The sequence below is a fragment of the Actinomadura litoris genome (assembly GCF_009733595.1).
Classification (GTDB): Bacteria; Actinomycetota; Actinomycetes; order Streptosporangiales; family Streptosporangiaceae; genus Spirillospora; species Spirillospora litoris.
The window spans coordinates 448,396-461,135 of sequence record NZ_WOFH01000004.1; the positions used below are offsets into that span (position 1 = coordinate 448,396).

11 protein-coding genes are annotated in these 12,740 nt (G+C 74.2%); 4 read left to right on the plus strand and 7 right to left on the minus strand.

Annotated features, from left to right (window positions below):
- Positions 1-610: 610 nt before the first annotated feature.
- Genes kal through kamD form a run of 3 tightly spaced genes read right to left on the minus strand, consistent with a single transcriptional unit; the run spans position 611 to position 3,491 of the window.
- Positions 611-1,006 carry a 3-aminobutyryl-CoA ammonia lyase gene (gene kal, locus GNZ18_RS13490; RefSeq protein WP_156216715.1) on the minus strand — a complete coding sequence of 132 codons (396 nt, stop codon included), beginning with the start codon at positions 1,004-1,006 and terminating at the stop codon, positions 611-613.
- Positions 1,003-1,881, minus strand: coding sequence for a lysine 5,6-aminomutase subunit beta (kamE, locus tag GNZ18_RS13495; protein ID WP_156216716.1), 879 nt, complete (start codon positions 1,879-1,881; stop codon positions 1,003-1,005). The genes kal and kamE overlap by 4 nt, the downstream gene beginning before the upstream one ends.
- The gene (gene kamD / locus GNZ18_RS13500; RefSeq protein WP_156216717.1) at positions 1,878-3,491 is read right to left on the minus strand and encodes a lysine 5,6-aminomutase subunit alpha; all 1,614 of its coding nucleotides are present in this window, start codon (positions 3,489-3,491) and stop codon (positions 1,878-1,880) included. Before kamD ends, kamE begins: the two co-directional genes overlap by 4 nt.
- Before the next feature lie 334 nt (positions 3,492-3,825).
- On the opposite strand from kamD, the gene GNZ18_RS13505 reads away from it, so the two are divergent.
- A complete protein-coding gene (locus GNZ18_RS13505) occupies positions 3,826-4,593 on the plus strand; it encodes a bestrophin-like domain (RefSeq protein WP_156216718.1) in 768 nt (255 codons plus the stop codon).
- A gap of 2 nt (positions 4,594-4,595) precedes the next feature.
- A complete protein-coding gene (locus GNZ18_RS13510; RefSeq protein WP_156216720.1) occupies positions 4,596-5,741 on the plus strand; it encodes a hypothetical protein in 1,146 nt (381 codons plus the stop codon).
- A 79-nt stretch (positions 5,742-5,820) separates the two neighbouring features.
- Here GNZ18_RS13510 and GNZ18_RS13515 read toward each other — a convergent pair whose 3' ends face one another.
- Positions 5,821-6,621, minus strand: a complete 801-nt coding sequence (locus GNZ18_RS13515) for an SAM-dependent methyltransferase (RefSeq protein WP_156216723.1) — start codon at positions 6,619-6,621, stop codon at positions 5,821-5,823.
- Positions 6,622-6,716: 95 nt separating this feature from the next.
- Here GNZ18_RS13515 and GNZ18_RS13520 point away from each other — a divergent pair, with 95 nt between their 5' ends.
- Positions 6,717-8,438 carry a PP2C family protein-serine/threonine phosphatase gene (locus tag GNZ18_RS13520; protein ID WP_156216725.1) on the plus strand — a complete coding sequence of 574 codons (1,722 nt, stop codon included), beginning with the start codon at positions 6,717-6,719 and terminating at the stop codon, positions 8,436-8,438.
- Positions 8,439-8,445: 7 nt separating this feature from the next.
- Here the strand turns inward: GNZ18_RS13520 and GNZ18_RS13525 are convergent, their stop codons facing one another.
- From GNZ18_RS13525 to GNZ18_RS13535, 3 genes are all read right to left on the minus strand, one after another.
- A complete protein-coding gene (locus tag GNZ18_RS13525; RefSeq protein WP_156216727.1) occupies positions 8,446-9,777 on the minus strand; it encodes a DUF2252 domain-containing protein in 1,332 nt (443 codons plus the stop codon).
- A gap of 164 nt (positions 9,778-9,941) precedes the next feature.
- The gene (locus tag GNZ18_RS13530; RefSeq protein ID WP_156216730.1) at positions 9,942-10,760 is read right to left on the minus strand and encodes an alpha/beta fold hydrolase; all 819 of its coding nucleotides are present in this window, start codon (positions 10,758-10,760) and stop codon (positions 9,942-9,944) included.
- A gap of 88 nt (positions 10,761-10,848) precedes the next feature.
- Positions 10,849-11,727 carry a sigma-70 family RNA polymerase sigma factor gene (locus GNZ18_RS13535; protein ID WP_312874493.1) on the minus strand — a complete coding sequence of 293 codons (879 nt, stop codon included), beginning with the start codon at positions 11,725-11,727 and terminating at the stop codon, positions 10,849-10,851.
- Positions 11,728-11,800: 73 nt separating this feature from the next.
- Between GNZ18_RS13535 and GNZ18_RS13540 the strand changes: the two genes are divergently transcribed.
- Positions 11,801-12,574 (plus strand): SDR family oxidoreductase, encoded by a 774-nt coding sequence (locus GNZ18_RS13540; protein WP_156216732.1) that lies wholly within the window; start codon positions 11,801-11,803, stop codon positions 12,572-12,574.
- Positions 12,575-12,740: the final 166 nt, after the last annotated feature.

Sequence of the window (12,740 nt, forward strand, 5' to 3'; positions counted from 1 at the left end):
CACGGCGACCGGGACCCGGGTTCGCCGCCCCCACCATCATCGCGCGGACGGCGCGGATCCGCGCCGTCCGGCGCGAGGACGGGGCCTGGACGGTGCCCGACCGCGCCGGGAGGACGGGGAGGGCGATGGGGCGCGGGACCGGGTGGGAGGGCGGACACACGGAAGAGGGCCCGTGACACCCATCGGGCCGGAGTCGCCCCACAGGCGGTGAGAACGAGGCTCCGTTTTCTACTGGATGTCCGGGCCCTTCCCGGGTCCAAGCCCCCGCGCGATCGGGCGGCTCCACCCGGACGCGTCTTCCGGATCACCGCACTGGCTCGGACGGGCGGGGCGTGATCCGCATCCGTCCCGTCGCGGCGCGGTGCCCGGTGGCGCCTCGGGCGGCCGATCGGTGAGTCCCGTGCTGGACTGCTGCAAAGCTACCGGCTTCCACGGCCTTGTCAACCGCGGCATGTTCTGCGGCGACTCCGTGTTTCCCCAGCTCAACACCATGATCGTGATGTTTTCGCAGTTCGGTGGCGGCGCGGGCCCGGCACCGGGCCGTCCCCGGCGCCGCCGCGGGGTCCTCCGCGGGCCGGTCGGCGGGGTCCCCCGCGGGCCGATCGGCGGGTCATCCGCCGGGCGCGGGAACGACGACGGTCCCGGTCGCGGTGACCGCGACGAGCGGCTCGGCGAGGACCTCGGCGGCCGAGGGCCCCCGGTCCGGGCGGCCCCGGCACACCACCCGCGCCTGGAACTCCAGCGTGCGGCTGCGGGTCCCCACGCGGGTGACGACGGCGGTGGCCTCCAGCACGTCCCCGGCCCGGACGGGCGCGCGGAACTGGACGTCGGAGTAGGAGGCGAACAGGCCCTCGTCGCCGTCGGTGCGGACGCACACCTCGGTCGCCACGTCGCCGAACAGGCCGAGGACGTAGGCGCCGTCCAGCAGGTCGCCGGCGTAGTGGGCGTGGGCGTAGGGCACGTAGCGGCGGTGGGTGACGGTCAGCCCCTCGCGCGGGTCGCTCATCCCTCGTCCTCCGTTTCCTCTGGGGTCGTGTCCTGCGGCGCGGCGCCGTCGGGGGTGTCGGGCAGGAGGGCGTGGACGAGGTAGCTGGCCACCTCCGCGGGAGTGGTGCCCCTGCCGAAGATCCGGTCGACGCCGAGGTCGCCCTCGGTGACGGTGTCGAAGCGGGGGCCGCCGGCGACCAGCAGCGGCCGCCCCATCCCGGCGGCGACGGCCGTGGGGTACTCCGCGTGGAACGCGGCGGCCATCTGCTTGGTGTTGTGCAGGTGCGCGTTGCGCTGGGTGACCACCTGCGAGACCAGGACGGCGTCGGCGTCCACGGCCTTGGCGCGCTCCACCAGCTCGGCGACGGTGACCTGGGCGCCCATGTTCACCACCTGGATCTCCCGGTAGTACTCCAGGCCCTTCTCGCCCGCGAAGCCCTTGACGTTGAGGATCGCGTCGATGCCGACGGTGTGGGCGTCGGTGCCGATGCAGGCGCCGACCACCACCAGCCGCCGGTTCAGCGCCCGGCGGATCGCCTGGTTCACCTCCGGCGCGCTCAGCAGCGGGTAGGCGCGCTCCGGCGGGGCGGGGATGGAGGCGTAGTCGATGAGGTGCCGCGTCCGGCCGTAGACGATGAAGAAGGTGAAGTCGGGGCCCATCGGCTTGGCGTGCACGACGCTGGCGGGCTCCAGGCCCATCTTCGCGGCGAGCTGCAGGGCGGCGGCGTCGGCGCGCGCCCCGGCGGGGACGGGCAGCGTGAACGACATCTGGACCATGCCGTCGCCGGTGGTGTCGCCGTAGGGGCGGATCACCTGCCGGGTGTCGGCCGGGTCCGCCGGGGCCTGCGTGCCGGGTGTCTGGACGGTCACCGCCGCCGCTCCTTCCTCGGTCATGCGCGCGCCTCCCGCTCCGGGCCGTTCGGGTCCTCGGCGTCGAGGATCTCGATCGCGGGGTTGAAGTAGCCGTCGGCGTGCGGGACGACGCCCTCCAGGCCCTTGCCGCCGTCCGGGGGGCGGCGGGTGACGCCGAAGGTGCCCTCGGCGATGGCGGTGAGCAGCCCGTCGTCGCTGACGCGCTCCAGCAGCTCCACCGACTCGGCCAGCACCCGCCGCGCCCGCTGCACGAGCATGCCGTCGGGGCGGGGCACGAAGTCCTCGGCGAGCCCGCCGCAGGCGTCGCGGACGTAGCGGACGTTCTCCAGCGCCAGGTCGCGGTCCGACAGCCAGGGGGTGTGGATGCCCTCGGTCATCATCCCGATCAGGATGATGGACTGGCCGGTCATGACGCCGGCGAGGTTGAAGAACGCGTCCAGCAGGTAGCCGGCGAAGATGTTGCCGGTCATGTGCTTGGTCGGCGGCATGTACTTCAGCGGCGCGTCCGGGAACAGCTCGCGGACGAGCTGCGCGTGCGCCAGCTCCAGCCGGAACGACTCGGGGACGGCCGGGTCGATCTCGAAGGCGTGGCCGAGGCCGAGCTGCGCGTCCGACAGGCCCGCCTCGTGCCCGAACCGCTCGTTGAGGAGCTGGCTGACGATCACGGTGTGCGCGGCGTCGACGGCGTCGGCGGTGGTGAGGTAGTTGTCCTCGCCGGTGTTGATGACGATGCCGGCGCGGGCGTGGACCTGCCGGGAGAACCGCTGGTCGATGAAGGTGCGGCGGGGGTTGATGTCGCGGAAGATGATCCCGTACATGCAGTCGTTGAGCATCATGTCCAGGCGTTCCAGCCCGGCCAGCGCCGCGATCTCGGGCATGCACAGCCCCGAGGCGTAGTTCGTCAGCCGGACGTAGCGCCCGAGCTCGCGGGACACCTCGTCCAGCGCGGCGCGCATCAGCCGGAAGTTCTCCTGGGTCGCGTAGGTGCCCGCGTAGCCCTCGCGGGTGGCGCCCTCGGGGACGAAGTCCAGCAGCGACTGGCCGGTGGAGCGGATCACCGCGACGACGTCGGCGCCCTCGCGGGCGGCGGCCTGCGCCTGCGGGATGTCCTCGTAGATGTCGCCGGTCGCGACGATCAGGTAGATCAGCGGCCGCGGCGGCCCGTCCCCGGGCGGCCCGCCGGGGGGCAGCTCGGCCAGCAGCCGGTCGCGTTCGGCGCGGCGGCGGTCGACGCGGCCGATGCCCTCGCGGGCGGCGCGGCGGGCAGCCTCACGGGCCTTGGCGGCGTCGGCCCCGCCGGGCAGCCGGAAGGCCGCGCGGCCGGCGGCGGCGTCCCGGGCGAGGTCGGCGAGGGAGCCGTAAGGGCCGTTCAGCAGCGCGTCCCACACCGGCAGCGCCAGGCCGTGCTCCAGGCCGGTCTGGGCGGCGACGGCGTCGGCGAGGTGGTTGGCCCAGGGGCGCCCGCCGTCGTCGGCGCCGGCCAGGCCCGCCAGCCGCAGCAGCGCCCGCTCGACCGAGACCGTGGTGTGGGAGCGGGCCATCGCGATGATCGGTTCGGCGGCGCGGGCGGCCAGCCGCCGGGCGGTGCGCACCACCTCCGGGTCCAGGTCGAGCTTGCCCTGCGGCGCCATCGCCGTCTCCCCTCACGCAGCCGCCCTCTCAGGCCGGGTCCGAACATCATCCGTGGCAGCGAGTGCTCTACAAGAGATCTTCCGGCATTCACCCCGTGATCCGCAAGAACTCGCGGTGACCCGGCATCCCCCGTGATCCTCGGGCAGGCCCGGCCGGCGGGCGCGCGGTCCTTCCCGCCACTTTCCTCTCCCCTGACCGTCGGGTCACCTGACCGCGAGGTGAGGACCCGGATGCAACAGACCTATTGGAACACTCTGTGTTATTAGAATCACATCACGTAGCGGTGGGTAGCCGCGCCCGGCCGGCCCACCGCGGGATCCCCCCGGGAGCAACATGATCATTTCCATTGTGGCGGCGGCCTGCGCGGTAGCGGTGGTCCTCGTCGCGAGCCGCCTCGTGCGGCGGCTGCGGTACGGCGTCGAGGACCCCGACCCCGACGGCCCCACCGCCGGCCACACCGGCGGGATGCTGTCGGCCCTGTTCCTGCTGGCCTTCGCGATCGCGATCGTCGTGCCCTGGACCAGCGCCGACTCGGCCCGCAACAACACCTACACCGAGAGCCAGGCGATCGGCGAGGCGTACTGGGCCGCGGGACGGCTGCCCGCCCCCACCGGCCAGCACGTCCAGGCGGGCCTGCGCGCCTACACCGCCCAGGTCCGCGGCCCCGAGTGGCGCCTCATGCGCGACGGGCGGCTCAGCACCGACGGCTGGACGCGGCTGGAGAACATCCGCCGCGAGGTCATCGCGTTCAAACCGGCCAACGACGAGGCCAAGGACGCGCGCGCCGCCGCCCTGGACCAGCTCGCCCAGATCTCGGCCGCCCGCCACCAGCGCGCCGCCGACGCCCGCACCACCCCGCCGTCGGGGCTGCTGGCCGTCACCCTCATCACCGGCGTCGCCGTCATCCTGCTGCCGTTCATCTCGGGCGCGCGCCCGCGCGGGATGACGCTGATCCCGTTCGGGATCATGGCCGCGCTCCTCACCATCGGCGCCTACCTCACCATCGACATCTCGCACGTGTTCGACGGTGCCCTGGCCGTGAAGCCCGACGCGTTCACGAGCCTGCAAGACGAACTGCAACGCATCTCGGGAGGTGGATGACCATGCGCCGACTGCCCGTCCTGGTCCTGCCCGCGGCCGTCGCGGGGACGCTGGTGTTCCCGCAGGCGGCCCTCGCCGCGGGCCCCGCGACCGGCGGCCCCGCACCCGCCCGCACCACCCCGGACGACCCCGGACGCGCCTCGCCCGCACGCGGCGCCACCGCGGGTCACGGCGACCGACGTGACCCGCCCGAACGCGAGAGCCCGGCCGGCCGGGCGCGCGCTTTAAGGAGGCCGGAGCAAGGCACTCCGAAGCAGGGTGTGCCGAAGCAGAGTGGTCGAAAGCACGCCGCCCCGGGCCGCGATCAGCCGGGAAACGGTCGGCCAGAAAACGGCCATCCGGGACGACTCGGTACTGAAACCGGCGTTTCCGGAACCGGCCACTCCCCGCACAGCCGCCCCGGCCCCGGCCGTTCCGAAGGCGACGATCCCGACGGCCCCGAGGGCTCCGGCGGCTCCACGGCCCCGCTCCCCCGCCGTCCCTCCCCCCGCGCCGAACCCGGCGACCGGCCCGGCGACGCTCCCGGCCGCGGTCTGCCACTGCTCCCCGGCGCCGGAGAGGACGGGCCCGAGGGCCGCGGGATCGGACTCGGGCTCGGTCTGGGCCTGGACCTGGGCCTCGGGCTGAACCTCTGCCTCGACGTCCACCTCATCCTGCACCTCAGGATCAGCCTCGGTTCGGGATGCGAGCATCCGCCCAAGCCCCCCGAACCGGAGCCGCCCGCGCCCGAGCCTCCCGTGCCGCCCCAGCCCGAGCCGCCGGTCCCGCCGTCGCCGGAGCCCCCGGCACCGGAACCGCCCGTGCCGCCCACGCCCCCGTCCCCGGTACCGCCGTCCCCGGTGCCACCGACACCGGTCCCGCCGTCGCCGGCCCCGCCCGTGCCACCGGTCACCGCGCCGCCCGCCGTGCCGCCCCGGGTCACGCCGGTCGCCCCCGTGGTGGTCCCCGCCGCGCTGGCGCCGCGCGCCCCCGCGGCGGTGCGGCCGAAGCCGAAGCCGAGGCCACCGGCGCGGGCCGCCGTCGAGCACGTCACGCCGCGCGCGATGAAGACGCCGCCGCACCGCCGGAACCCGCTCGACGCCCCGCTGGTGCTGGTGGTCATCGCCGTCATCATCAGCGCCGGCGCGGCGATCGCGTTCGCACGCTGAACCCGGAAGGCCGCCGACCGTGCCCGACATCGCGGCAGGTCGCCTGACAGGCCCCCGCGTCCCGCCCGGGGCGCGGGGGTCAGGGGCGGCGTCCGACACCCCCGAACACCAGGAACCGCTCGGGCCTGCCGTCGACCTCGCCGCCCTCGGGACGCCACAGCGGCACGTACACCAGGCCGGGGTCGAGCAGGTCCCAGCCGTCGAAGAACCGCAGGATCTCCGCGTGCGAGCGCGCGACCATCGGGGAGGTCGCCCGGTCGTAGAGCTTGCCGATCGCCGCGGACTTGCCCGGCTCGGCCTCGTGCGTGAAATGGGAGATCACCAGGTATCCGCCGGGCGCGCACGTCTCCCGCAGCGCCGCGACGATGCCCGCCGGGTCGTCGTCGTCGGTCAGCATGTGCAGCGCCGCGACCAGCAGGAACGCGACCGGCCTGGTGAGGTCGACGACCCGGTTCAGCTCCGGGTCGCGCAGCAGCGCGCCGGGGCGGCGCATGTCGGCCTGGATCACGGTGGTGTTCTCGTCGCCCGCCAGGATCGAGCGGCTGTGCGCGACCGCGACGTCGTCGTTGTCGACGTAGACCACCCGCGCCCCGGGGTCCACCGCCTGCGCGATCTCGTGCACGTTGCCCTGCGTCGGGATCCCCGAGCCGATGTCGACGAACTGCGTCACCCCGGCCGCCGCCAACTCGCGGACCGCGCGGCGCAGGAACGCCCGGTTGGCCTGCGCCAACTCCCGCGCCCGAGGCTCGATCCGCAGCAGCCCGGTCGCCAGGTCACGATCCGACGCGAAATTGTGACCGCCGCCCAGCAGGAAGTCGTAGACCCGTGCGACGCTTGCCCTTTGGCCGTCGACGTCCGGAGGGATCCACCCGGAGTCCATGCATCGTCTCCCTTGACCGAGGGGCGCCGTCCGCGCGAGATCACAGCCTAACCCGCGCCGCCGGACGGCCGAGGCCGACGGACAGTGAAGGACCGATGTCTGACGTACCGACGACACCGACGCCCGGGACGGCCCGCCGGCCGCCCGCGGGGGCTCCCGCCGCGACCGCGCCGGAGCGCGGCCCCCGCGCCGCGCCGCGGGCCGCGTGCCGGACCCACGAGCCCCACGAACCCCCGGTGCCGGCGGAGGAGCCCGCGCCGGTGACCGTCCTGCTCGCCCTCGACGGCACGGTCACCGGGTGGGGCGAGGCCGCGGCGCGGCTGTTCCGCCGGACCGCCGGGCAGGCCGTCGGGTCGGCGCTGCCCGCGCTGCTCGGCCGGCCCGCCGCCGCGGCCCCGCTGGAGGCCGCGCTCGCCCTCGCCGCCGCCGGGCGCGCCTGGCGCGGCGTCCTGCCCCTGACGGCGGAGGGGCTGTCGGTGACGTGCGAGCCGCTGGAGACCGGTTCCGGCCGCGTCGTCGCGCTGACGGTCACGCCGCCGTGGGCGGGCGGGCTGGAGCTGCTCAGCGAGGCGGGCCGCCGCATCGGCTCCAGCCTCGACCTCGGCGCGACCGCCCGCGAGGTCGTCGCGGTCGCCGTCCCCCGGTTCGCCGACGCGGGCGCGATCTACGTCCTGGAGCGGCTGCTCGCCGACGACGACCGTCCCGCCGCCGAGCCGGAGCGGGCCGCGGTCGTGCGGCGGCTGGCGGTCGCCTTCGCCGCCGACGACCCGCGCACGTTCTCCCGCGAGTTCCCGGTCAACGAGGTCATCGTCTACCCGCCGCCCACCCCCTACGCCCGCTGCCTGGCCACGCTCGCCATGGTCGAGTTCGGCGGCGACACGGTCCAGGACACGATCGCCTCGGTCACCGGCCGCGTCGTGGACGGCGTGCTGGAGCACGTGTCGCTGCTGGCGGTGCCGCTGACCGTGCGGGGCCGCGCGCTCGGGTTCGCGGTGTTCAGCCGCAAACGCGGCCGGCTGCCGTTCTCGGCCGCCGACAAGGCCCTCGCCGCGGAGCTGGCCGGACGCGCCGCCACCTGCATCGACAACGCGTGCGTGTTCCGCCGCGAACGCCGCACCTCGACCGCGCTGCAGGCCAGCCTGCTGCCCGCCGCCGTCACCGCGCCGCCGGGCCTGGCGATCGCGCACCGCTACCTGCCCGCCCGCGCGGGCGTCGGCGGCGACTGGTACGACGTGGTGCCGCTGCCCGGGCGGCGCGTCGCGATCGTCATCGGCGACTCCGTCGGCCACGGCGTGGCCGCCGCCGCGGCGATGGGGCAGCTCCGCGTCGCGGCGCACACGCTGGCGAGCTGCGAGTTCCCGCCCGCCGAGGTCCTGGCGCGGCTGGACGCGATCGCCCAGGACCTGGACGCCGCCCAGTTCGCGACCTGCCTGTGCCTGACCTGCGACCCGGCGACGCTGCGCTGCGAGCTGGCCTCGGCGGGGCACCCGCCGCCGCTGCTGGCGCTGCCGGGCGGCGGCGCCCGGCACCTCGGCGTCCCGCACGGCCTGCCGCTCGGGGTGTCCGACCCCGCGCACCCCGCCGCCTACGAACAGGTCACCGCGACGCTCCCGGACGGCGGGACGCTCGCGCTCTACACCGACGGCCTCGTCGAGAGCCGCCACCGCCACCTGGACGCCGGGATCACCCGGCTCGCCTCGGCGCTGATCGCCGCGCAGTCGCCGTCGCTGGAGGACACCGCCGACGGCGTCCTGGCCCTGCTGCCCGACCAGCGGGACCAGGACGACATCGCGCTGCTACTGGTACGCCCCGGCTGACCCCGGGTCAGAGCCCGGTGATCTGGTGTTCGCGGAAGGCGTCGACGAACAGGGCGTGGTCGGCGCGGACGACCTCGGCGTACCCGGTGCCGAACTCCACCATCGCCGCGACGAACGCCGACTCGTCCGGGCCGATCGCCGCGTCGATCGCGTCCTCCACCTGGAACCCGACCAGCGTGTGGTCGGAGTCGCTGTCGGACACGCAGTGGATCTTGGCGGTGGCGCGGCCCAGGTCGTCCAGCACCGACAGCATCTCCTCCGGCTCGGTGAGGGCGCCCCAGTCCAGGTCCTCCTCGTAGGGGGACAGCTCCTGCACGACGTACCCGACGCCGTCGATCTGGGTGTGGCCGAGCCACGGGTCGGTGTTGGCCTGCAGCGCGCGCCGCGACACCGCCGTGCGGTGCCCGTGGTGCTGGAAGTACTCGCCGATGCGGGCGTCGTCGACGACGCGGCTCGGCGCGGCGACGTTGCCCTGCTTCATCGACAGCACCACGTCGTTCTCCAGCGCCTGCGTGTTGCCCTCGACCAGGATGTTGTAGGCCGACAGGCCCGCCGAGCCGATCCCGAACCCGGACGCGCCGACGATGTCCTTCACCTCGTAGGTGAGGCTGCCGAACCGCTTCTCCGCCGGGATCGTGTTCAGGTAGTCCTGGTAGGCGGCCTCGACCTTGGCGCGCTCGGCCGCCTCCAGCCGGCGGACGCCGGAGCGGTCCCGGAACCGGCGCTCGGCCCCGTCGACCACCGTCATGCCCTCCAGCAGCCCGATCCGGGTGCCCGACATCGCCGCGACCAGCACGTCCCGGACGTAGCCGTCGGCGGTGTCGAGGGTCAGCGCGAACCGGTGGCCGCCGTCGTGCGCCGCGAACCCGCGGACCTGGTCGACGTAGGCGCGCACGTAGGTCTCGATCAGCCGCCGGATGTCGGCGTCGGAGATGGCCTTCTGCCAGGCCAGCAGCGCCAGGCTCGCCACCAGCCGCTTGACGTCCCAGGTGAAGTGCCCGACGTAGGCCTCGTCGAAGTCGTTGACGTCGAACACGAACACGCCGTCGTCGTTCATGTAGGTGCCGAAGTTCTGCGCGTGCAGGTCGCCCTGGATCCAGACGCGGCCGGTGCGCTCGTCGGCCCACGGGTCCTCGTCGTGGACGATGTCGGCGTAGAACAGGCAGGCGCTGCCCCGGTAGAACGCGAACGGGTCGGAGGCCATCTTGCGGAAGCGGCGGCGGAACTCGGCGGGGCTGCGCTCCATCAGGTCCGAGAACGCCTCGACCAGGACGTCCACGATCTGCGCCTGCCGCTCCCCGCGGTCACGACCGCGCAGGTCCTCGATGATGCTCGCCATCAGGCTGACTCCTCGGATGATCGGATGGCCCCCCGCCGGGGCGTATTCCGGTCATTCTGCCGAATCACCGGCCTCCGGGGCGGTGAACGGCGCGCGAACCGCCGGTTCCGGGCGCGGCGGGCACCGGCCGGCGACGCGGCGCGCGGCCGCGTGGGCCGCCGCTCTCAGCAGCGGGACTTGATGAATTCCAGAAGGTCGGTGTTGAGCTCGTCCTTGTGGGTGAAGTAGATGCCGTGGCTGGCGGTCGGGTACTCCTTGTAGTCCGCGTCGGGGATCAGCTCGGCGGTGCGGCGGCCGGTGACCTCGATCCGTGCGGAGGAGTCGAGCGTCCCGTGGACGACCAGGGCGGGGATGGAGAGCTTCCGCAGGTCGTCCCGGTGGTCCTCGTGGAAGGCCGAGGCGAACAGCTCGGCGGTCGCCCACGGCGAGGCCGACAGGCACTGGGCGATGGTGTGCTCGACCATGGCCGGTGACACCTCGTTGAGGTGGGTGGCGAACCAGAGCTGGGCCTGCCGGGCGAACCACTTGGGACGATCGGCGCGGAACGCCTGCAGGATGGCCAGCAGCGCCGCTTCCGGAACGCCTCCGGGGTTGTCGTCGGTCAGCTTGAGGAAGGGCAGGACGGCCGAGACGAACGCGGCGCCGGCGACGCGGTCCTCCCCGTGCCGGGCCAGGTAGCGGGCGACCTCGGCGCCGCCCATCGAGTGCCCGACCAGGATGACGTCGTTCAGGTCGAGGTGCTCCAGGAGCACTGCGAGATCGTCGGCGCTGGTGGTGAGGTCGTACCCGGTCGAGGGCCGGTCGGAGCGACCGTGACCGCGGCGGTCCAGCGTCACGCAGCGGTAGCCGTGCTCGACCAGAAAGGGGATCTGGTACTCCCACATGTCGCTGTGCAGAACCCAGCTCGCCAGCAGCACGATCGGCCGCCCCTGCCCGTGGTCCTCGTACGCCAGACGAGTGCCGTCGTTCGCCTCGATGAACATTGCCGCTCCTCAGCTCGATGTGTTCATCGTGTCCGAAGGGGTGAACGGGGGCGATTACGTACGGGGTAATGCCCGTCCCTACGAGGCGTCAGTCCAGGGTGATCTCGAAGGCGCGGAGGCGGCTCGGGGCGGCGGTGACGTCGATGGCGGTGATCGTGGAGTCGGCGAAGGTGAACCGGATGACCACGCAGAGCCGGCCGAGCGGTGCCATGACCAGCGCCGGGCGGCCGTCGACGAGGGCCGGGGCGGTGAAGCGGGCGCGGGGGGCCGAGGCGAGGGCGCTCTTGGCCACGACCAGGGCGCCCTGGAGGGTGAGGGGCCCGGCGGCGCCGGTGGCCTCCGGGTCGGCGCGCAGCTCGACCTGGGGATCGAGCAGCCTCAGCAGCGCCTCGAAGTCCCCGGTCCGGGTGGCCGTGAGGTACGCCTCGACCGCCTGACGGCGGCGGGCCGCGTCCGCGGTCTTCGTCCCGGTGCCGCCCCGGATCTTCGCGCGGGCCCGGCTGGCGAGCTGCCGGACCGCGGCGGGGTCGCGCTCCATCATGTGCGCGATGTCGCCGAACGCCACGTCGAACATGTCGTGCAGGACGAACGCGACCCGCTCCGCCGGGCTCAGCCGGTCGAGGACGACCAGCAGCGCCAGCCCGATCGAGTCGGCCAGCTCGGCCTCCTCCTGCGGGACGCGGTCGTGGTCGGCCGCGCCGAGCCAGTCGGTGGTGAAGCTCTCCAGCGACTCCTCGCGCCGGGTCCGCCGCGCCCGGAGCAGGTTGAGGCAGACCCGGGTGACCACCGTGGTCAGCCAGGCCGGCAGGTTCCGCACCTGCGCCAGGTCGGCGCGGTCGTACCGCAGCCAGGCCTCCTGGACCGCGTCGTCGGCCTCGGTGGCGGAGCCGAGCATCCGGTAGGCCAGTGCCCGCAGCCGGGGGCGCTCGGCCTCGAAGCCGGCCGGCGCCGAAGAATCTTGGGTCACCGTGTCACGTTCCTGCGTGGGGCCGGGTCGTAGCCCTGTTACACCGTCAACCTACAAGAGGGAGATACGGGCGATGACCTCCACCATCCTGGTCACCGGGGGTACGGGGCTGCTGGGCGCGCAGGTGGTTCCGCTCCTGCGGCGGGCCGGGCACACGGTCCGAGTGCTGAGCCGGCACGACCGCGGCCCCGAGGACGGCGTGCGATACGTGGCGGTCGACCTCATGACCGGCGAGGGCCTGGACGCGGCGCTCGACGGCGTGCGGACCGTGCTGCATCTCGCCGGAGGCCCCAAGGGCGATGACGTCAGCACCCGCAACCTGGTCCAAGCCGCCCGGCGCGCCGGCTCCGTGGACCACCTGGTGCTGATCTCGGTCGTCGGCGCCGACGCCGTGCCGATCGGCTACTTCGCACGCAAGGCGGCGGCGGAGGCCATCGTGGCCGCCTCCGGCATCCCGTACACGATCCTGCGTGCCGCGCAGTTCCACGAGCTGGCGCTGAAGACGGTGCGGGCGATGGCCAAGGCGCCGGTCCTGCCGGCGCCCGGCGGGGTCCGCTGGCAGCCGGTCGCGTCCGGCGATGTGGCGGCCCGGCTGGCCGAGCTCACCCTGGGCGCTCCGGCGGGGCGCGTCTCCGACCTGGTCGGGCCGCGCGTCTACACCCTGGAGGAGCTCCAGCGCGGCTACCTCGCCGCGGTGGGCAGGCGCCGGATGAGGCTCCCGATCCGCGTCCCCGGCAAGATCGGCAAAGCCTACCGGTCGGGAGTCAACCTCAGCCTGGACGCATCCGTCGGCACCCGCACCTGGGAGGAGTTCCTGACCGCTCAGACCACCGGCTCCCAGCGGTGAGGGCGAGGACGGGCGCCCTGACGGTCAGGGCGCCCAGCGGGAAGGTGATGTGGTCCATGCGCCCCCACCTTCGGGACGACCGTAGGCCGCGCGGGCGAACCGGTCCTGGGCCGCCTTGGGGGCCCCGGCGTCCGGAAAGGACGCGTAGAACGAAGAGGACGGGTAG

Excerpts from the sequence above, each read along its gene's own strand:
- kal (WP_156216715.1), bottom strand. The coding sequence starts at position 1,006 with ATGAGCGACCCGCGCGAGGGGCTGACCGTCACCCACCGCCGCTACGTG.
- kamE (WP_156216716.1), bottom strand. The coding sequence starts at position 1,881 with ATGACCGAGGAAGGAGCGGCGGCGGTGACCGTCCAGACACCCGGCACG.
- kamD (WP_156216717.1), bottom strand. The coding sequence starts at position 3,491 with ATGGCGCCGCAGGGCAAGCTCGACCTGGACCCGGAGGTGGTGCGCACC.
- GNZ18_RS13505 (WP_156216718.1), top strand. The coding sequence starts at position 3,826 with ATGATCATTTCCATTGTGGCGGCGGCCTGCGCGGTAGCGGTGGTCCTC.
- GNZ18_RS13510 (WP_156216720.1), top strand. The coding sequence starts at position 4,596 with ATGCGCCGACTGCCCGTCCTGGTCCTGCCCGCGGCCGTCGCGGGGACG.
- GNZ18_RS13515 (WP_156216723.1), bottom strand. The coding sequence starts at position 6,621 with ATGGACTCCGGGTGGATCCCTCCGGACGTCGACGGCCAAAGGGCAAGC.
- GNZ18_RS13520 (WP_156216725.1), top strand. The coding sequence starts at position 6,717 with ATGTCTGACGTACCGACGACACCGACGCCCGGGACGGCCCGCCGGCCG.
- GNZ18_RS13525 (WP_156216727.1), bottom strand. The coding sequence starts at position 9,777 with ATGGCGAGCATCATCGAGGACCTGCGCGGTCGTGACCGCGGGGAGCGG.
- GNZ18_RS13530 (WP_156216730.1), bottom strand. The coding sequence starts at position 10,760 with ATGTTCATCGAGGCGAACGACGGCACTCGTCTGGCGTACGAGGACCAC.
- GNZ18_RS13540 (WP_156216732.1), top strand. The coding sequence starts at position 11,801 with ATGACCTCCACCATCCTGGTCACCGGGGGTACGGGGCTGCTGGGCGCG.